Source organism: Streptomyces sp. MP131-18 (genome assembly GCF_001984575.1).
Taxonomy (GTDB): domain Bacteria; phylum Actinomycetota; class Actinomycetes; order Streptomycetales; family Streptomycetaceae; genus Streptomyces; species Streptomyces johnsoniae.
On the sequence record NZ_LZNS01000001.1, the window covers coordinates 3,723,210 to 3,742,196 of the forward strand.

The 18,987-nt window shown below is 71.1% G+C and carries 20 protein-coding genes; 10 read left to right on the forward strand and 10 right to left on the reverse strand.

What is annotated here, in order from left to right:
* Positions 1-293: 293 nt before the first annotated feature.
* On the reverse strand, positions 294-425 hold the full coding sequence (locus tag STBA_RS39495) for a hypothetical protein (RefSeq protein WP_366510810.1): 132 nt from the start codon (positions 423-425) through the stop codon (positions 294-296).
* Positions 426-817: 392 nt separating this feature from the next.
* Between STBA_RS39495 and STBA_RS16590 the strand changes: the two genes are divergently transcribed.
* From STBA_RS16590 to STBA_RS38325, 3 genes are all read left to right on the forward strand, one after another.
* On the forward strand, positions 818-1,057 hold the full coding sequence (locus STBA_RS16590; protein ID WP_077060000.1) for a ribbon-helix-helix protein, CopG family: 240 nt from the start codon (positions 818-820) through the stop codon (positions 1,055-1,057).
* Positions 1,054-1,488 (forward strand): PIN domain-containing protein, encoded by a 435-nt coding sequence (locus tag STBA_RS16595; RefSeq protein ID WP_077060001.1) that lies wholly within the window; start codon positions 1,054-1,056, stop codon positions 1,486-1,488. The genes STBA_RS16590 and STBA_RS16595 overlap by 4 nt, the downstream gene beginning before the upstream one ends.
* Before the next feature lie 383 nt (positions 1,489-1,871).
* Positions 1,872-2,234, forward strand: coding sequence for a hypothetical protein (locus STBA_RS38325; RefSeq protein ID WP_077060002.1), 363 nt, complete (start codon positions 1,872-1,874; stop codon positions 2,232-2,234).
* A gap of 72 nt (positions 2,235-2,306) precedes the next feature.
* Here the strand turns inward: STBA_RS38325 and STBA_RS16605 are convergent, their stop codons facing one another.
* A complete protein-coding gene (locus STBA_RS16605; RefSeq protein WP_077060003.1) occupies positions 2,307-2,681 on the reverse strand; it encodes a MerR family transcriptional regulator in 375 nt (124 codons plus the stop codon).
* A gap of 1,042 nt (positions 2,682-3,723) precedes the next feature.
* Between STBA_RS16605 and STBA_RS16610 the strand changes: the two genes are divergently transcribed.
* The 5 genes from STBA_RS16610 to STBA_RS16630 all read left to right on the forward strand — a co-directional run bounded on the left by STBA_RS16610 (position 3,724) and on the right by STBA_RS16630 (position 8,874).
* Positions 3,724-3,927, forward strand: a complete 204-nt coding sequence (locus STBA_RS16610; protein WP_077060004.1) for a cold-shock protein — start codon at positions 3,724-3,726, stop codon at positions 3,925-3,927.
* A 355-nt stretch (positions 3,928-4,282) separates the two neighbouring features.
* Positions 4,283-5,779, forward strand: coding sequence for a DEAD/DEAH box helicase (locus STBA_RS16615; protein ID WP_077060005.1), 1,497 nt, complete (start codon positions 4,283-4,285; stop codon positions 5,777-5,779).
* 294 nt (positions 5,780-6,073) lie between these two features.
* Positions 6,074-6,421, forward strand: coding sequence for an SCO5918 family protein (locus tag STBA_RS38330; RefSeq protein WP_077060006.1), 348 nt, complete (start codon positions 6,074-6,076; stop codon positions 6,419-6,421).
* Between the two features lie 1,102 nt (positions 6,422-7,523).
* Positions 7,524-7,745, forward strand: coding sequence for a hypothetical protein (locus STBA_RS16625; RefSeq protein ID WP_077063372.1), 222 nt, complete (start codon positions 7,524-7,526; stop codon positions 7,743-7,745).
* A gap of 502 nt (positions 7,746-8,247) precedes the next feature.
* Positions 8,248-8,874 (forward strand): LysE family translocator, encoded by a 627-nt coding sequence (locus tag STBA_RS16630; RefSeq protein WP_077060007.1) that lies wholly within the window; start codon positions 8,248-8,250, stop codon positions 8,872-8,874.
* Positions 8,875-8,885: 11 nt separating this feature from the next.
* Here STBA_RS16630 and STBA_RS16635 read toward each other — a convergent pair whose 3' ends face one another.
* Complete coding sequence (locus tag STBA_RS16635) at positions 8,886-9,719, reverse strand: NAD(P)H-binding protein (RefSeq protein WP_077060008.1); 834 nt, start codon at positions 9,717-9,719, stop codon at positions 8,886-8,888.
* A gap of 83 nt (positions 9,720-9,802) precedes the next feature.
* Here STBA_RS16635 and STBA_RS16640 point away from each other — a divergent pair, with 83 nt between their 5' ends.
* Positions 9,803-10,771 carry an AraC family transcriptional regulator gene (locus STBA_RS16640; RefSeq protein WP_077060009.1) on the forward strand — a complete coding sequence of 323 codons (969 nt, stop codon included), beginning with the start codon at positions 9,803-9,805 and terminating at the stop codon, positions 10,769-10,771.
* A 63-nt stretch (positions 10,772-10,834) separates the two neighbouring features.
* Here STBA_RS16640 and STBA_RS16645 read toward each other — a convergent pair whose 3' ends face one another.
* A complete protein-coding gene (locus tag STBA_RS16645) occupies positions 10,835-11,335 on the reverse strand; it encodes an Lrp/AsnC family transcriptional regulator (protein WP_077063373.1) in 501 nt (166 codons plus the stop codon).
* Positions 11,336-11,446: 111 nt separating this feature from the next.
* Here STBA_RS16645 and STBA_RS16650 point away from each other — a divergent pair, with 111 nt between their 5' ends.
* The gene (locus tag STBA_RS16650) at positions 11,447-12,217 is read left to right on the forward strand and encodes a class I SAM-dependent methyltransferase (RefSeq protein ID WP_077060010.1); all 771 of its coding nucleotides are present in this window, start codon (positions 11,447-11,449) and stop codon (positions 12,215-12,217) included.
* 23 nt (positions 12,218-12,240) lie between these two features.
* Here the strand turns inward: STBA_RS16650 and STBA_RS16655 are convergent, their stop codons facing one another.
* The 6 genes from STBA_RS16655 to STBA_RS16680 form a co-directional block, all read right to left on the reverse strand.
* Complete coding sequence (locus STBA_RS16655; RefSeq protein WP_077060011.1) at positions 12,241-13,257, reverse strand: AraC family transcriptional regulator; 1,017 nt, start codon at positions 13,255-13,257, stop codon at positions 12,241-12,243.
* 383 nt (positions 13,258-13,640) lie between these two features.
* Positions 13,641-14,432, reverse strand: a complete 792-nt coding sequence (locus STBA_RS16660) for an endonuclease (protein ID WP_079251971.1) — start codon at positions 14,430-14,432, stop codon at positions 13,641-13,643.
* A 126-nt stretch (positions 14,433-14,558) separates the two neighbouring features.
* Positions 14,559-16,226, reverse strand: coding sequence for an alkaline phosphatase D family protein (locus tag STBA_RS16665; RefSeq protein WP_077060013.1), 1,668 nt, complete (start codon positions 16,224-16,226; stop codon positions 14,559-14,561).
* A gap of 128 nt (positions 16,227-16,354) precedes the next feature.
* Positions 16,355-17,191, reverse strand: coding sequence for an SAM-dependent methyltransferase (locus STBA_RS16670; protein ID WP_079252416.1), 837 nt, complete (start codon positions 17,189-17,191; stop codon positions 16,355-16,357).
* A gap of 8 nt (positions 17,192-17,199) precedes the next feature.
* Positions 17,200-17,814 (reverse strand): cysteine hydrolase, encoded by a 615-nt coding sequence (locus STBA_RS16675; protein ID WP_077060015.1) that lies wholly within the window; start codon positions 17,812-17,814, stop codon positions 17,200-17,202.
* Positions 17,811-18,986, reverse strand: coding sequence for an isocitrate/isopropylmalate family dehydrogenase (locus tag STBA_RS16680; RefSeq protein ID WP_077060016.1), 1,176 nt, complete (start codon positions 18,984-18,986; stop codon positions 17,811-17,813). Before STBA_RS16680 ends, STBA_RS16675 begins: the two co-directional genes overlap by 4 nt.
* Position 18,987 lies beyond the last annotated feature (1 nt).

The window sequence follows — 18,987 nt, forward strand, 5'->3', positions numbered from 1 at the left end:
GGCCCAGGTCAGGGCTCTATCCCCAACCTGGGCCGTTGTGTTGTCCGAGGCTCGCCCGGGCAAGGATTCCCGATCGCCCGGCAGCGGGCCAGCGTGACACCTCGTCCGTGGGTACGGCAAGTGGCTCGTGGTGGTGCCACAACAAATACCGGTCGTCATGGCGCAGTTCCGCGTCGCCCTGTTCAAGGCGCATCACGCCCCGCTCCATGGAGCAGGCGTAAGCCAGCAGGACCAGCCGATCAGCCGGACTGAGCCGGAGAAGATCCCGGTGGACCTCGGCCTCCTGCAGTTCCTCAGGGCTCCGGACCGTGTCGGCGAATCAGGTCGGCCCGGAACTCCTTTGCTTTTCGCAGACGCGCCTCGGTGACGGGCACGTCCTTCTTGGCATACCGGAAGGGATAGAAGAGGTGGTCCGAGATGATCACGACCGCTCACTCCTGGAGACGGACGCAGGTCGCGCCCGGCAGATTCCTCCAGACCGGCGGCCAACTCCTCGTACTGAGCGGCGTACAGACCGTGGCCCATACGCTTCCAGGGCCTGCGTGTTGACGCCCTGGTGACCGTCCTCGGCCCGCCGGCGGGCCTGGACCAGACACCGCGGCGGTATCTCGCGCGCCAGCGGATCCGCCAGGTCGGCGAAGATCCTACGCGCTTATGTCATCGCGGGGCCTTGATCCACCTCGGCTTTGCCTCCCCGTGCAAGCGCCACCGTCAGGGGGCATACCGGCTTCATGCATGACTTTGACGGTCAGCGTCGCCGACGACAAGAGCGCACACGCCGCCCTCACTAACGTTATGGCTGAGGTACCATAACCATATGGGCCTGAAGAAGACGACTGTCATGGTCGACGAGGAGGACCTCGCGCTGATCAAAGAGGCGGCAGCGCGGGAGGGGCGGCCGGAGTCGGAGTACTTCCGGGAGGCGTTCCATCTCGCGGCCCTCCGTACCCGGCGTTGGGACGAGGAGTGGGACATCCCACGCCTGGACTTCGGCGGGCCCGTCACCGCCGAGGAGATCGACCGAGCGGTCTCGGACGGCGTGGCGGACGCCGAGTGATCGTCGTCGGCGACACCTCCGGCCTGGTCGCCGCTCTCAACACCTCGGACCCCGAGCACAAAGCCGCCCGCATCGCGATGCGGGCGGCGGCGCTCACCGTGGTGTCACCGCTGGTGATCCTCGAGATCGAACACATCACCACACGCAACATCGACCGCAGGGCCGCGTACGCGGTGAACGACTGGCTGCTCGCCCAGGAACGCACGGGGCGCGTGGCCATCCCCGAGCTGTCCGCCGAGACACTGCGCAAGGCTCGCGTGGTCCAGAACCGCTACGCGGCCCTGCGACTGGACCTGACCGACGCCGTGAACGTCGTCCTGGCCGAAGCGTTCGACACCGAGATCATCCTGACCCTCGACCGCCGGGACTTCAGAGCCGTCACCCCACTCACCGGCAAGCACGCCTTCCGGCTGCTGCCCGACGACCTGTAGAGCCCCCGGCCCCGTGCCAGAAGCGTGCCAGAACGGGCGGAGAGCCGCGCAACGAGGGGCACGGCCGAACCTTCCAGGCGACTGGCCATGGCGGCATTCGTACCGGTCGGCGGGCATGCGGCGGCCGTTTCGTACGCTCTTCAGGCCGGGGCATCATGCAGGTCGCCGACGACCAGGGGTGCATGCTTCAGCGCCGACATGGCAGCGACCGCCGGAAGTTGCCCGGCGGAGGGCGGCGGTCTCCCCCCTGCACCACCGCGGTACCTCGGCTGATGACCGAGGTCGCGTGACCGCTGTTCACGCTTGACATCCAGTTCGGTCGAACTTGCAGGATCTTGTCCCGGGGACAACGCCGACCTGCCGACCGATGGAGCGACCCCAGCATGAACCGTCATCCCGGCTTCTACTTGGTCATCGGTTACACGGTCGATGGCCGCGACCGATCAGTTCGGTTCCACGTGAGTACCGACGGCACTCGTGTCTACATCGTGCACTGGGCGAGCGAGGCCGATGCCCGAGGGCTCCGGCCTCGGGCAAGAGAGGTGGCGGCGGCGCGGTGGCGGGCGGTCGCACTGCGACGGGCGACGGTGTCGAAGGAGCCGGCGGACCTGGAGCGGATGGAGCCGCCGTGGCGCCCGGCGCTGCCGGCCGCGCTCTGCCCTGCACGACACGCGGAGATCGCCGACTCCCTGGCGGACAGGGCCGTCCAGCTGGTGGCCAGTACGCGGGCGGAGCGGACGGCGTGACACCCCGGCTTCCCCCCGGGCGACCGCACACGCTTCGGGCGAGCAGGACCGGGAAGCCGGGTGTCCGGCCCGTTACCGTTCCGTCTGTGGTCCGGAAGCCGCCCGGCGAGAGGATGCGTCCGGTCGATTCGCCGATTCCGCGGCGCGGCGGTATTCGGCGTTGATGCGCTGGGCTTCTTCGAGCTGGTCTTCGAGGATGACGATGCGGCAGGCGGCCTCGATGGGGGTGCCCTCGTCGACAAGCTCCCTGGCGCGGGCGGCGATGCGCAGTTGGTAGCGCGAGTAGCGCCGGTGGCCGCCCGCGGAGCGCAGCGGGGTGATGAGGCGGGCTTCGCCGATGGCGCGGAGGAAGCCCTGGGTCGTGCCGAGCATTTCCGCGGCCCGGCCCATGGTGTAGGCGGGGTAGTCGTCGTCATCGAGACGGTTGTAGGAGTCGTCCGCTGTCATCGGACCTCTCTGTGGAACGCGTGGAGGGGCTCTGGTGCCGTACCGGCACCAGAGCCCCGAAGGAACTGTTACACCATCGGCCGACTCTCGTACTGAGCCGACCTTCTGTTTCCGCAGGCCCGGCCGTAACGCTGCCTGGGGTGCGGGGATCGCGGATGCGTGACCGGAGACCACCTCACTATCGATGTCCTGCGGTACCCGGACTGCGTACTCCCGTCCGGGCGATCCTGATGGCGCTCACTCCTCCGTTCTTCCCTCTGAATCGATCACGTACCAGTCAGGTACGCATACTTCTGTGACCTCGAACGGCGCCGCTCCGACGCCTGTGCCGAGGAACACCGAACCGCACTGCTGGTACTGCGGCACTGCCCATGGCGGCCCCTGATCACTGCGGCCACCAGGTCCGGCCGTCAGTCCCGTCGCCTTCCCGTACCGCTCTGGCTTCGGAACTCCACGACCGCACCGTCCTGCGAACAACACCTGCTTGCACTGCTGCCCGGCAGTTCGTCTCTGCCGGGCTCTTCTCGATCTCGGCTACGAGAGAAACCATAGTCGCGGCACCCTCCAATGTCTACTCCAGCCAGCATAGATTTTCGTGCGTTCGGCGGACAGGTAGTCATCCACGAGCAGACAGGAACCCGACCGCCGCCGCGCAGGCGGACGCGGCGGTGGGCAGCCGCAGGCGCCGGCCCGCCGGATGGCGGGCCGGCCTGGAAGAGGTGCCGTGACGACGCCACCTCCTGGAACTGCCCCAGGGGCAAGCACATACCTGCTGCCGAGAAGTGAGATATCGGAACGACGTGCGGTCAGGGTTTCTCACGTGACGGGAACGAGAGGGATTAATCACCCGACGGGCCCCACTGCCGCCATGCTACTGTCGGAGTAGTTGCAGTTTTGGTTCCCGAAAATTCCAAGCGCCTCGACGGATTTTCCAACCGCATGGCGTCTCTTGAATGTCCGGTCTTTTTCCGGAGGGTGATCAGCGCGGCTACACGGAGTCCGCACAGTGCGGACTCCGGGCACTGCCCGAAGGAGATTAGATATGGCATCCGGCACCGTGAAGTGGTTCAACGCGGAAAAGGGTTTTGGGTTCATCGAGCAGGACGGTGGCGGCCCTGATGTCTTCGCCCACTACTCGAACATCGCCGCCCAGGGCTTCCGTGAGCTGCTCGAAGGCCAGAAGGTGAACTTCGACATCGCGCAAGGCCAGAAGGGCCCGACGGCCGAGAACATCGTTCCCGCCTGATACACGCGCATGTGAGTCGGAGCCCGCACCTCAGGGTGCGGGCCCCGACTCATGGCGTATGAGGGCGCAGCCCTTCTCCTGTCTCCAGTGCCTGCACGACGTGACAGGCCCCGGAGCCCGCAGCTCATCGCGCAGCGGGGGTTCCGATCCCGCTCCGGACACATGTCCCGCATGGGCTCCGACTCCGCCCCCGGCTCCGGCGATTCCACTTATCCCGGTAGTGGTCGCTATTTCTTCACCCGGCCGGAGTCCCATTTCATTTTCATTTTTGCTCCGGCTCGTTCTCGCGATTTCTCCGTGTTGCTCATCTTCCGCGGTACTTCCTTGACACGTGCCACTTCGAGGAAGGTTCCGCATGAACCGCACAGACACTCCCGCCCGCTCTCGCACCCGTACGGGCGGCAGCGTTGACCGGGGCAGCCGCTCCGGTGGTTCCAGCCGCTCCGGTGGTTCCGGCCGTTCCGGCACAGCGGGCCGCTCGGGTGGCCACGGCCGGCGGACCGCGGGGCAAGGTGAGTTCGCCCTGCCCGTCACCCGAACCCCGGCGCTGCCCGCCGTCGAGGCCTTCGCCGATCTGGGTCTGCCCGAGCAGCTGCTGGCCACGCTCCGCGCCCAAGAGGTGAGCGCGCCGTTCCCGATCCAGGCCGCCACCCTGCCCAATACCCTCGCCGGCCGTGACGTCCTGGGCCGCGGGCGTACCGGGTCCGGCAAAACTCTGGCGTTCGGTCTGGCCCTGCTGGCCCGGACCGCCGGGCAGCGCGCCGAGCCCCGGCAGCCGCTGGCCCTGGTCCTCGTCCCCACCCGCGAGCTGGCCCAGCAGGTCACCGACGCGCTCACCCCGTACGCCCGCTCGGTCAGGCTGCGGCTGGCCACGGTCGTCGGCGGCATGTCGATCAGTCGCCAGGCCGCCGCACTCCGCGGCGGAGCCGAGGTGGTCATCGCCACTCCCGGGCGGTTGAGGGACCTCGTCGACCGCGGCGACTGCCTGTTGAACCAGGTCGCCATCAGCGTTCTGGACGAGGCCGACCAAATGACCGACATGGGCTTCATGCCCCAGGTCACCGCCCTGCTCGACCAGGTCCGTCCCGACGGGCAGCGGATGCTTTTCTCCGCCACCCTGGACCGCAACATCGACCGGCTGGTCCGCCGCTATCTGACCGATCCGGTCGTGCACTCGGTCGACCCCTCGGCCGGCGCGGTGACGACGATGGAGCACCACGTGCTGCACGTCCACAGCACCGACAAGCTCGCCACCACGACGCAGATCGCCGCTCGCGACGGTCGGGTGATCATGTTTCTGGACACCAAGCACGCGGTCGACCGGCTGACCCAGGACCTGCTCAGGAGCGGAGTGCGGGCCGCCGCGCTGCACGGCGGCAAGTCGCAGCCGCAGCGCACCCGTACGCTGACGCAGTTCAAGACCGGGCACGCCACCGTCCTCGTCGCCACGAATGTCGCCGCCCGCGGTATTCACGTCGACAACCTCGATCTGGTCGTCAACGTCGACCCGCCGACGGACCACAAGGACTACCTGCACCGCGGCGGCCGCACGGCCCGGGCGGGTGAGTCGGGCAGCGTCGTCACCCTGGTCACCCCCGACCAGCGCCGCGGCATGACCCACCTCATGGCGAACGCGGGGATCCTCCCGCGGATCACCCGGGTCCAGCCCGGAGAGGCCGAGCTGAGCCGCATCACCGGCGCGCGGGCCCCCTCCGGTGTACCGGTCGTCATCACCGCACCGGTGGTCGAGCGCCCCCGGCGCAACGCCACCTCCCGCTCCCGGCGCGGCCGCCCCTCGCAGCCGACCCGCCGCACCGCCGGGCGGCAGTCCGCCCTCGACGCGGCTGCGTAGAAACCCTCGTCGTCAGGAGACGGGCCCTTTCACGGCCGGCGCCCGCATCGGGTACCTGCCCGTCTGCGACGAGAACGACGGGTGTGGCGGACTGGTCACACGGGCGCGACTCGCTGCCGTCCACGACCGCTCCGCATCCCCGGACCGACTCCGCCCACCCGACGTCACCTGCGGCAGGCGGGAATTCCCACGCCTTCCGCGAACCCGTGGTGGACGAGCAGGGTTGTTGGTGTCCTCGCCTCCCCCCACGCCGCACACGGCTCGGACACCTCTTCCTTTCCGCCGCGACGTCCCGTGCGCCGCATCATTGCCCGCTTTCCATGCGACCTGACCGGGAGCGGCGTGCTGGAGGCGATGCGGGGCATCACGCCCGAGCTGGCCACCAACGAGTCCGTGATCACCGACCGCCGCCCGTACCCCGTCAAACAGGCGGGCGATGTCCGCACCCGACAGGACTGCCGTGACTTCAGCACGGCCCAAGTGATCCGGACCATGTCGGCCTGCATGGACCCATGCGAAGCACAGGTGATTCCCAAGCTCAGAGCGCGAGTTCGATTCTCGTCGCCCGCTTCAACGGTCAAGGCCCAGGTCAGGGGCTCTGTCCCCCTGCCTGGGCCGTTGTGTTGTTGTCGACATTGGTGAGCGGCGTCGCGCACCAGCCACGATGCCACGGCTCGGGGAGTTCAATCAGTCGGCGGCCAGTGCAACCATCACGATGAGAGCGATTGCCACGACCAATCACAGTCGCAGCCTTCTCTTGGTGAAGCGATCCCGATGTCCCGAGGCGGCGGTCGTCTCCTCGCCATTGTGCGTTTCCCTCCGCGTCAATGGGCAGGGGCTCCGAGAGTGACCGTGGCCCCCGTTGGAGGCAAGGACGCACACCAGCCGTGCCGTGAAGGCCGGGGGTCGGGCCCGTAATGCACTATCCCGTCCTGGTGACCGCACGAAGGAACGTCTCCAGGTCGGAGGCCGTCTCTCGGTCCACGGCAGGCCGCAGACGGAATCCCCCCGCCCACACGCGTGGTAGCTGACTCCGTCCGCCGGCAGATCGCCACCGCCTCATTCCGCGACTACCCACTGTGACTTTTGGGTTGCCCGCTACCTGTTCGACGAGCTCGAATGACGCTCCCGAGTCCGACGCCGGGCGGATGCGCCCGGCGGGGGCGACCGGGTGAGCGGCCCGGGTGACGAGAGTCGGACGGTAGGCGGGTCGGGGGGTCCCGGCCCGCCTTCCACGATTCGCGGGCCCGGGCCGGCAGTGAGCCGTCGCGAGTGGTGGATGGGAGCCGTGGCGGCGAAGGGGGCGAGTCCACCATGCCGAAGGATCGGGCCGTGCGTTTGGTCCCGCAGACCCGTGATCCGTACAGGAACGAGTCCCCGAGCTGGACATCGGTCCGGAGAGCCTGCGGAACTGGGTCCGCCGGGCCGAGGCCGGTGCCGGTGCCCGGGCCCGGGAGGACGACCGAGGAGTCGGGCCGGACGAAGGCGTTGAAGCGGCCGCAGTGAGGCCTCCTGGCCGACCGGCGGGGGCACGGTCTGGTCTCAGAACTCGCGGCGGTCACGAACAGCGGAGTGCTCACCCGCTGTCGGCTACGGACCGTAGTCTTCCCAGCTCGGCAGAGCCCATGGGAGCCGTACCTGCCCCGCCTCGCTCCCGACATGGTGTCCGCTGTCGGGACCCGGGCCAAAGAGCGGGCGCGAACGGCCGCCGCGGATGGCGGCAGGCAGGCGCATACTGGTCGCAATGACAAAATCAGCTGCACCGAAGCGCTACTTGCCTACCAGCCCCTTCAAGCCCCCGGTCACGCCGCCCCCCAAAGAGTTCGCCGTGGGCGACCAGGTCACACACGACATGTACGGCCTAGGTCGAGTGATCGACATCGAGGAGGGAATCGCGGTCCTTGTCGATTTCGGCTCGGCGCGAGAGCGGATCCTGAGTCCGTACGCCAAGATGACCAAGCTGTAGGACCGCTGTGCCCGGTCACGGCACGTCGGCTCTCCCCCCATGGCCTCATAACGAATTGGAAGATCTCTCATCGACCTGACCTCCCTGTTCTCCGCTCCGGAAGGGGCGGCCCGCTATGCCACCGCAGCATCGCCGGCTCCGACGACGAACCCCTTCCAGGCCCCTGACTTCGGGGAGGAGGAGACCTTCCTGACCGAGGATGCGCAGGCATCCTTCCCGGACATGGGCACGGCTCGACGCAAGTGACAGTGGCTTCGGCAGCCGGTCACGGGCCGTCTCGGCAGCTGTCTCGGTAGCTGTCTCATTCAGCCACGTTCACGGCCGTTCAGGCAGGTCCCGGAGCGGGCCCCGCCGCATGAGCCGTCCGGCCATGAACGCGGTCGGACCTCGTGCCCTCCGGGGGGCCCGCCCTGTCGGGGCGGTGCCGTCGGGGGCGGGTTTTCCGTCTCACTTCTCGGAATTCGCTCGCTCCGGGAGCGGGCGGGCCCGAGCATTGCCTCTCATGGTGGACACATCGTTGTACGCGGCGTTTCTCCTCGCCGCCTTCGTGCTCTGCGTCACTCCAGGTCCCGACATGATGTTCATCGTGGCGATGGGCGGCCGGGGCGGCCCGGCTACCGGGGTGATGGCCGCGTTCGGGGTGGCCTGCGCGATGCTGGTGCACGCGGTGGCCGCGGCGCTGGGGTTGTCGGCGCTGTTCACGGCGCTGCCGGCGCTCTATCACGTGCTGCGCTGGGCCGGGGCGGCCTACCTGCTGTACCTGGCCGTCAAGGCGTTCCGCGATCGTTCGCTGCCGGGGACGGAGAGCGGGCACGTCGAACCGGGTCACCGGCGCGCCTTCTGGCAGGGTGCCCTCATCAACCTGCTCAACCCGAAGGTGATCCTCTTCAACGTCGCCTTCCTGCCGCAGTTCGTGAACCCTCAACTCGGCCACGTGTCCGCCCAGTTCATGGCTCTGGGCATCACCATCGTGATCATGGGTTTCTGCGTCGACGGGGCGGTCGGCCTGCTCTCCGGGAAGCTCGCCCTGCTGCTGCGCCGCAGCCGCCGCGTGGCGCGGGGGCTCAATATCTTCAGCGGAACGGTGTTCACCGGCCTGGCGGTACGGCTGGCGGTCTCGCCCAAGTAGGCAACGGCATGTCAGGTGCGCCACGCGCCGCGTTCGGCCGCGGTCCGTGCGTAGTCGGCGAAGTCCCGGGGCGGACGGCCGAGAACGCGCCGCACGTCGTCGGTGAGCGAGGTCAGGTGACCGGCACGCACCTGTGCGAACAGGTCCACCAGCAGCGCCACCGTTCCCGCGGGCGCCCCCTGCTGCTTCAGTTCGTCCGCGTACGCCTCGGCCGTCACCGGCATGTACCGGATGTCACGGCCGCTCGCCCGGGCGATCTCCCCCACCGCGTCCGCGAAGGTCATCAGCCGGGGGCCGCTCAGTTCGTAACACCGCCCGGCGTGCCCGTTCCCGGTCAGAGCGGCCACCGCCACCTCGGCGATGTCGTCGGCGTCGATGAACGCCTCCAGGCCGTGCCCGGTCGGCAGCCGGACCTCGCCGGTCAGGACGGCGTCGCACAGGAAGTCCTCGTCGAAGTTCTGGTGGAACCACCTGGGCCGCAGCACGGTCCAGGCCAGGCCGGAACCGGCCAGCGCCCGCTCGGCGGCCGTGATCTGCTCCTCGTAAGGCCCGCCGCCGGCCGCGGACAGCAGCACCGCACGCCGGACGCCCGCCGCCGCGGCCTCCCGGGTGAGCGCCGCGATCTCCCCGGGGACCCGCGGGCTGCCCAGTTCCGGCGCCACCAGGTACAGCGCCGTTGCCCCGTGCAGGGTCGGCGCCCAGGTCGTGCGGTCCGTCCAGTCGAAGCGCGGGCTGCCGGAACGGGACACCGCGCGGACCCGCAGGCCCCGCTCCGCCAGCCGCCGCGCCACCCTGCGGCCGGTCTTGCCCGTGCCGCCTGTCACCACGATGGTCCGTTCACTCATGGCGCCCAGTGAAGTCGCCGCCCGCTGAGACCCGCCATGGCGCACACGCTCGTTTCCATACACATGCGTCTACGCTGACGGCCATGGACCCCCTGACGGACCTGCTGAACGGGACACGGGCCAGTGGCGCCGTCTTCAACCAGTCGTTCCTCTCCGGGGCGTGGGCGCTGCGTTTCCTGACCGACGCGCCGCTGGCGCTCGCCGTACCGCTGCACGGCTCCTGCTGGGTCGTCCCGGAGGGCGGCGCCCCGGCGCGGCTCGGAGCCGGCGACGTGGCGGTCCTGGCCGGGGGCGCGCCGTACGTGATCGCGGACGACCCGGCCACCGAGCCGGACGTGGTGATCCACTCCGCGGACAGCTGCACGACCCCGCGGGGCGAGGAGCTGAGCCACCGGCTGGCCTCGGACGTGCGCACCTGGGGTGCGGCGGCACGGCCGGACGGCACGCGGCTGCTCAGCGGCCTGTACACGGTGGACGGCGGGAGCGTGCCGCGCCGGCTGCTCGCGGCGCTCCCGCCGCTGGCCGTGGTCGAGGCGGGGCTGATGTCCTGTCCGCTGGGCCCGACGGCCTTCGAGGAGATCACCCGCGAGGAGCCCGGTCAGCAGGCCCTGCTGGACCGGGTGCTGGATCTGGTGCTCGTCTCCGCCCTGCGCGCCTGGTTCACCCGCTCCTCCGCGCAGGCGCCCGCCTGGTTCCTGGCACACGGCGACCCCGTGGTCGGGCGCGCCCTGCGGCTGCTGCACGCGGACCCCGCCCATCCGTGGACGGTGGCGGCGCTGGCCGCCAGGAACGGTGTGTCCCGGGCGAGCCTGGCCCGGCGCTTCACCGCCCTGGTCGGCCGGCCGCCGATGGCGTACCTGCGGGAGTGGCGGCTCGCCCTGGCCGCCGACTTGCTGCGCGAGCCCGGCATGACGGTCGGTGCCGTGGCCGGCCGCGTGGGCTTCGCCAGCGCGTTCGGCCTGAGCGCCGCGTTCAAGAGGGAACGCGGCATCAGTCCCAGCGAGCACCGGGCGGGGCCCGCGTCCGGGCCCGGTCGCGGAAGGGGGCGGTGAGCCCGGGCCGCGGGGCGGCCGGCAACAGCGGTACCGCGGGGTATAGCCCGCGACGAGCGTGCCTCAGGGGGCGGGGCGGCGGGGAGTTTTCTGGTCCTGGCTCTCCGTTTCCGGCAGTGGTGTCATGACCCGGGTGCCGGTCTGGAGGTAGATCACCGAGCTGCGGAAACCCACCACTTCGCGGCGGGCGCTGAACCGGTCCATCAGGAAGGCGTGCAGCCGCTCGATGTCGGGAACGGCCACGTGAACGACGAAGTCGTCGTCACCCGAGACGACGAACACCGAGAGCACCTCGGGCAGTTGGCTCAGGTAGGTCTGGAAGCCGCTGATCACCTCCCGGCTCAGCGGGCGCAGCCGCGCGAAGACCAGCGCCTGGAGCGAACGGCCGAGCGCCCGCGGCTCGACCGCCGCGTGATAGCCGGTGATCACGCCCCGCGCGCGCAGCCCCCGGACACGCTCCAGGCAGGTGGAGGGTGCGACCCCGGCCAGGCGGGCCAGCTCCCGGTTGGTCAGCCGTGCGTCGCGCTGGAGATGCGCCAGGATCGCCGAATCAATGTCGTCCACGGCCGCCATTCTCCGGATCTCGGCGAACACCGTTCGGACCGGCCCCCGGCAGGCCGTATCCGGCTCTAGATTCGGTGGCGCCCAGCCGGTGCGAGAGGAGCCATCGCCATCATGACGACCGTGCCCGACCACTACGACCAACTGCTCGCGGAGCACTACACCTGGATGCTGGGCGGCGATATCGAGGCGCTGGCCGCCGCCCAGCGGGATCTCCTGACGGAACTCGGGGTCGCCGGCGGGCCGGCCGGGGCCCTGGCCGTGGACCTGGGCTGCGGCCCTGGGCACACCGCGCTGGCCCTGGCCGACCTGGGTTTCGCCCCGGTGCTCGCCGTGGACTTCAGCCGGCCGCTGCTGGACGAGCTGACCGCGCACGCCGCCGGGCGGGCGGCCGTGCGCCCCGTTCGGGCGGATCTGCGGACCGCGCTGCCCGAGCTGGTGCGGCCCGGCACGGCCGAACTCGTGGTCTGCCTGGGCGACACCCTCACCCACCTGCCGACCCGGGGCGACGTGGCCGCCCTGCTGAACCACGTCGCCGACGCGCTCGTCCCCGGCGGCACCGCCGTGCTGTCCTACCGGGACCTGACCGTCCCGCTCACCGGCACCGACCGCTTCCTGCCGGTACGCGCCACGGCGGACCGGATCATGACCTGCTTCCTGGAGTACCCGAGGGACTACGACGACTACACGGTGCTGGTGCACGACCTGGTCCACACCCGGCCGGGCCCCGGCGAGGACTGGACGCTGCGGACCGGCAGTTACCGCAAGCTGCGGCTGGCCCGTTCCTGGGTGCTCGAGCAGTGCAGGACCGCGGGGCTGCGGGTCACCGCTGACCGCGTCGAACGGAACGGGCTGACCACCACCGTGCTGCGCCGACCCGGGTGAGGGGGTCGCGCGGGGCCAGGTGGTCAGGGGGTCAGGGTTTTCGAGGGCGGGTGGCCGTACTGGTTCCGGTAGTAGGTGGCGAACCGTCCCAGGTTCGAGAAGCCCCAGCGGTAGGCGACGTCGGAGACGGTGGCCGAGCCGTCCTGGCCGGCGGCGAGCAGGTCCTGGTGGGCCCGCGCGAGGCGGACCTCGCGGAGGTAGCCGAGCGGCGTGGTGTCCAGGTGCCGGCGGAACGCCTCCTGGAGGGCGCGCGGGCTGAGCCGGGCGGTGGCCGCCAGGTCGGCGAGGGTGTGCGGCTGGTCGGCCTGCTCCTCGACCAGGGCCATCACGCGGCGCACCGCCGCGTGGGAGACGGCGCCGGTGCGCTGCGCGTCCACGCCTTCGGTGATCAGCCGCTGCGTTCCGACGAGGAGGGCGGCCGCCGTCTGCGTCAGGTGCGTGGCGACGAGCGGGTTGGTGCGGGCGATGCCCTCGCCGAGCACCTCGCGGAGCACGGCCCCGGAGATGCCCGCCCAGGTCCTGGCGGCCTGCGGGGAGATGGCCCCGCCCAGCGCGAACCGCGCCCGTAGCGGGCCCTCCACGCCGAGCGCGTCGGCCGCGGCCCGTTCCACTGTCTCGCGGGCGAGCCGCACGGTGATCATCCGGGCGCCGGGCGACCAGTGCACCTGGAAGCTGCGGTACGGGTCCAGAACGTAGGTCTCGCCGGGGCCGACGCGGCATTCCTCCCGCCCTGGCGAACTCACCGTCACCCGGCCGTGCGTGACCTCGCAGACCAGCAGGTAGGTGCCGAGCGGCTGCGGCCTGATCAGGGTTTCGGCGCCGAGGTGCGGGGAGCCGTACTGGAGGCCGGAGACGGTGATCCCGGGGAAGCCGCTCTCGGCGTACCACGCGGAGAACTCCCGGGCGTCGCCCAGGCAGTCCAGCCGGTAGGGGCTGTACGCGTTGCTGATGATGTCCCGGGTCTCTTCGAGGTCGTTGCTGTGCACGAGGGTGGTGAGCTTGCTCAGATCGCCGGGAACGGCGGCGCTGAGCTGTGCCATCGGGCTCGTCTTCCTCTCTCCGGATGTTCTCCGCGCATTCTCCGCGTTTTCCGGCCGGGAGCCGCGTTCGGCGAGTAGCCGACGGGTGGCTCCGCGAGTAGCGTCGGGCGTGTCGATCAGTCAAGGCGCCCGAGGGTCCCGGGGCGGTTTCGGGGCAGGGGCGTCGGACAGGCACCGTCCTGGATGCACGGGGGATATCCAGGGCAGCTCATCGGGGGCGGGCCCCGTCGCACACATCGATGCAGCGGGGCCCCTCCCGAACAGAGTCCATGTGGTCCGGTTCACCCTTTACCCATCAGGTCCGGCGCGTAGTCGTCGTCCGCGCTCCCGATACCGATACCGATCGTGATACCGATACCGTTCCGCGGCCGCGTTCCGCCGGGTCAGCCCCAGATGTCCTCGGCCCACTCGGGGTGGTCTATGAACGGGTTCCTGTTGCCCTGGTAGTCCTCGAAGATCAGCTCGTTGCGGCGCTCCTCGAACGCGCTCGGCGGGTCCTGGGCGTGCCAGGCGAGCAGCGTGTCGAGCCGGCCCATGTACGGGGTGCCGCCGTTGCTGGTGTCGTTGTCGAGCTCCAGGTCCGCGAAGCCGTCGTTGCCCTCGTAGCGCACCGCCATGTAGAAGATCATCCGGGCTACGTCGCCCTTGTCCTCGTTCCTGGCCTCCCAGGAGTCGCCGTCCGTGTAGTTGCCCGGGGCGCGGGAGACGGGTGAGCCGCCGTCGTCGAAGTCCTTGTTGCCGCGGAGGCTGTTCACCTGGACGTCGGTGGGCCTGAGGTGGTGGACGTCGGTGCCGGGGCCGGCCGAGGTGCCGAAGTCGCCGTGCGACTGGGGCCAGACGTGCTCGCGGTTCCAGTCGCCGACGTTGCCGCCGTGTCGGTCGGCGCCGCGGGACTCCCCGGTGTAGAGCAGGACGACGCTGCCGGGGTCGGACGGGTCCTGGTCGGTGGCCATCAGGGCGTCCCAGACCTGGGAGTAGCTGAGCCGGGTGACGTCGGTGCTGATGATCTCGTGCAGCGCCGTCTTGAGCGACTCGCCGCTCTTGCCCTCGGCGTCGGCGTAGTAGGCGTGGTCGGCGGGGGCGGTGTCGGCGGGGGCCGTGTCGGCGGCCGCGGCGAGCGGCAACGGCAAGGTCAGCGCCGCCGTCGACAGGCAGATGAGCAGGGTCCTGTGCATGTGGGGGGCCTTTCGGTGTGAGCCGGGAGCCGGGTTCTCGACTGTTATGTACCTGCCATGCCGCCTCCGAAACTACGCGCGTAACCCGCCCGTTGCGGCCTCCGAACCGTCAAGGCTCCCGAACGGTCACGCGATCGGGTCGTCGGCGCGGGTCACGCGCTGCGTTCCCGAACGGGTCAGGTACGAGCGCGTTCTGCTGCTGGTGGCCGCCGGGTCGGCGCGGTCGGAGAGCACGAAGTAGTCCATCTGCGCCCGCTCGGCGGTGACATCGAGGACCGCGTAGCCGTGTGCGTCCATGTCCACCCAGCGGACGTGCCGGTTGGCCGCCCGGACGGCCGTCTCGGCGATGCCGGACAGCGTGCGGGGCGGCACGCCGAGGGTGTCGTCGAGGTTGTCGGAGGTGACGGACGTGACCACGAACTCCGTGGCCACCGACGGCGTTCCCGGGTACAGGGCGGCATTCAGCGGCACGTCGTTCGCCCAGTGCATGTGGATGTCGCCGGTCAGGAAGACGGTGTCGGTGATCCCCCGCTCGTGCAGGTGGCCGAGCAGCCGCTGCCGCTCGTGCGTGTAGCCGTCCCACTGGTCGGTGCCGATGGCCAGCCCGCCCGCGGGGATGCCGAGGCATTCGGCGATCGGCCCGAGGAGGAACGCGGGCACCGAGCCGAAGGCCACCGGCGAGATCATGACCGAGTTGCCGATCAGGCGCCAGCGGGCGTCGGACGCGGACAGGCCCGAGGTGAGCCAGTCCCACTGGGCGCGACCGGTGATCGTCCGGTCCCGGGAGTCGACTTCGTCGTCGCCGGTGCCGGCCTGCCGGTCGCGGAACGTGCGCAGGTCGAGGAGGTGGAGGTCGGCCAGGCGGCCGAACCGCAGCCGCCGGTAGGTCGTGCCCTCGACCGCGGGCCGCACCGGCATCCACTCGAAGTACGCCTGCACGGCGGCGGCCCGGCGCGCCCGCCACTCGCCCTCCGCGCCCGGGGTGTGGTTCTCCGCGCCGTCCCGCCAGCTGTCGTTGGCCGTCTCGTGGTCGTCCCAGAGGGCGATCAGCGGGTGGGCCGCGTGCAGCGCCCTGAGGTCGGGGTCGGTGCGGTAATGGCCGTGCCGGACGCGGTAGTCGGCGAGGGTCAGCACCTCGTGCGCCGGCTCCTGGCGCCGCACCGGGTCGGCCGGGTACTGGCCGGTGCCGTACTCGTAGATGTAGTCGCCGAGGTGCAGCACGGCGTGCAGGTCGGTGCGGGCGGCGAGATGACGGTAGGCGGCGAAGTGGCCCGCCTCGAAGTTGGAGCAGGAGACCACGCCTAGCCTGAGGTTGTCCGGCTGGGCCTGGTCCGCGGGCGCGGTGCGGGTGCGGCCGGCGGGCGAACGCACGCCGCTCGCCGTGAAGCGGAAGTGGTAGGCGGTGTCGGGGCGCAGGCCGCGCACGTCGGCCTTGACGGTGTGGTCGGCCGCGCCGCTCGCGGTGCTCCGGCCCCGGGCGACCACCGTGCCGAAGCCCGCGTCGGTGGCGACTTCCCACTCCACCTCGACGTCGGGCCCCGCGCCCGAGCCCGGCACCGCGCCGGGCACGGGCGTGACCCGCGTCCAGAGGAGCACGCCGTCGGGCAGCGGGTCGCCGGAGGCGACGCCGTGGTGGAAGGCGGGCGCTTCGGTGGCACCGGCCCGGGGGGCCGCGGCGAGCGGCAGGGCGGCGGCGACCGCGGCGGTCGTCACGACGGCGCGGCGGGAGGGTCCGGCATGGGTCACGGCCGCCGATGCTAGAGCAGGAACGGTCGAACGGGCGGACGAATTCATGTTCCGAAAGGAAGAGTTCGTCCGCCCGTTGACGCCCGTTGACGCTCGTTGACGCCCGTTCGCTGGGGCGCCGCCCGGCGTGCACGGGCCGGCGTGCACGGGCCGGCGTGCACGGGCCGGTCCCCGGGTCAGGCAGTGGTGCGGGCGGCGAAGATCCAGCGGTTGGTCGCGAGGGCGTCGTCGGGCTCGGGAAGCGGGCCGCGGCCGTAGTGGCGGGTGTAGTCGAAGGGGGTGCGGACCACGGTGGACCAGGCGCGTGCCGCCAGGGTGGCGGCGGAGTCGGGGCGGGGGTCGCGGTCGAAGAGGGCGAGCAGGTCCACACCCGTCTGGCGTTCGGTCGAGGAGTAGACCGGGTGGTCCCGCGCGCCGGGCGGCGGCGCCGCGAGTTTCACCTCGTAGGCCAGCGCGCTGCCCGCCGTGCTCAGCCGGTCGACCGTGTCGACGAGGCGCCGTTCCGCGGCGTGCGGGAGGTAGAGCAGGAGCCCTTCGGCCAGCCAGGTGGTGGGGGCCGCCGGGTCGAAGCCGGCGCCGGTCAGCGCGCCGGACCAGTCGGTGCTCAGGTCGGCCGCGACGGGGGTGCGCGCCGCCCGGGGGATGGCGCGCAGCCCGTCGAGCACCTTGTGCTTGAACGCCAGCACTTCCGCCCGGTCGATCTCGAAGACCGCGCAGCCGGGCGGCCAGTCGAGGCGGAACGCCCGCGTGTCCAGGCCCGCGCCGAGGAGGACCACCTGGCGGGCGCCCGCCCGCGCGGAGCGGAGGGCGAAGTCGTCGAGGACCCTGGTCCGCAGCCCGAAGTAACGCCCCAGGCGCCCCCACAGGGGGTTCGCGTCGCCGCCCGGCACCTCGGGCGGGCGGACCGGCCACCGTGCGGACGCCCGCGCGGCGCGTACGAAGTGCTCGGCGAAACGGTCCTGCGCCAGGGAATCGTCGCGGTAGGTCTCGATGGCCCGCGCCGCGGCGACCATCAGCGCGGTCAGCCCGACGCCGCGCTCGACGCCGGCCACGCCGCCTCCTCGGGTCGCGCCCACGCGTCCTTGCGGTCGTGTGTGGTGGTGCGCGCGCCGTACACCAGGCCCATGAACCGCAGGATCTCCTCGTCCGGAAGGTGCAGGCTCACGGTGCAGTCCGTCAGGACCGTGAGGTGAAAGCCCTTCTGGAACGCCGTCCGCGCCGTGGAGTCGACGCATACGTCCGTGAACAGCCCGGCGAGGACGAGGTGTTCGACGCCGCGCCCGCAAAGGTGATCCTCGAACCCCTCGCTGAGGAACGCGTCGAAGCAGGCCCGTTTGGTGAAGACGCGTTCACCGGGGGCCGGGGCCGTACGCTCGTGGAACGCGGCCCCCGGGGTGCCTTCGCGGCACTTGGGCTGCTTGCCGAGCACGCGGTCCCGGTGCCGCCAGCTCGGCCGCTGGTGCGCGACGTCTCCGGTGAACCGGACGAAGACCACCTCGGTACCGCGGCCCCGGGCCAGGTCGATGGCGCGGGCGGTGTTCGTCGTCACGGCGGGCGCCCTGGCCGCGGCCGGCGCCGCGCAGAAGTCGTTCTGCATGTCGACGATCACCAGCGCCGTTCCCGTGCGGGGCGTCATGAGCCGGCGACCGGGGCAGGACCGGCGGGCTTCCGCGGCTCGGGCGCGCCGGGGTGCGCGCCCGGCAGCGCTGACGAGAGCGCGCTCGAGAGCGCGCCCGGCAGCGCGCCCGGCAGCGCGTCGAGGAACGCGTCCACGACCGCCGTCGTCGAGTGCCGTCCGCCGAGGTCCCGGGTGACGATGCCACGGGCCCGGACGGACTTCAGGGCCCGCTCCGCCGCCTCGACCGCGCCGGGGCAGCCGGCGTGCCGTTCGGCGATGGCCGCGGCGGCGCGCAGGGTGGCCACCGGGTTGACCGCGTCCCGGTCCGCGAGGTCGTCGGCGGAACCGTGCACCGTCTGGTACTCGACGAGACCGGCCGCCCCGGGGTGCAGGTGGACGTTCTCCGTGTAACGGCTCTCCTGCCGCTCGGAGCCGAACCGGTCCAGCAGCACGACGTGCATGATGTCGGCCCACTCGTTCCCCGCGATGATCAGGGTGCGGTCGGCAGGGCCGTGTTCGATCAGGTCGCGGTTCACCGTGTCCGGCTGGAACAGTTCGAGCCGCACCCCGTGCCGTTCGGCCAGCTCCGCGACCCACGCGTCGAGGGCACCGTCGAGCAGGTGGAACTTGTAGGCCATGACGATCCGGCCCGCGCCGTGCTCGGGCCACTGCTGCCGGGCCCGCTCCAGGGCGAGCGCGACGACCTTGCCGGTGATCTCGCGGCTGAACGACATGGTGCGGGTGACCGTTCCCGGCGAGTGGTCGTTCTCGCCGGTGTAGAAGCCCTGGGCCTCGTCGCGGACCAACAGCATCGACGTGCCGCCGCTGCCCAGGGGATCGACCTTCACCGCCTGGAGACGCTGCCGCACCAGGTACAGCGACTGGGCGTTGATGGCGGTGCGGAAGACGGCGGTGGTGCCGGCGCGGGCCCGCGTCCGGCAGAAGCGCTCGTAGTGTTCGGCGTCGGCGTGGGTGAGACGGCGGGCGTGCTCGATACCGCCCTCCGCCCTGAGGGACACGTAGGAGTGGTAGGTCCTCGGTGAACGAGCGATACCGATGTCGACCGCATAGGACCGGGCGAGCTCGTGCATGACCCGTTCGAAGACGGCCGCCAGCTCGGGTCCGGTGCCGCGGCCGACGGCGAGACCGATCACCGGCCCCGCCGCGCGCCGCTCGGCGCTGCGCTCCATG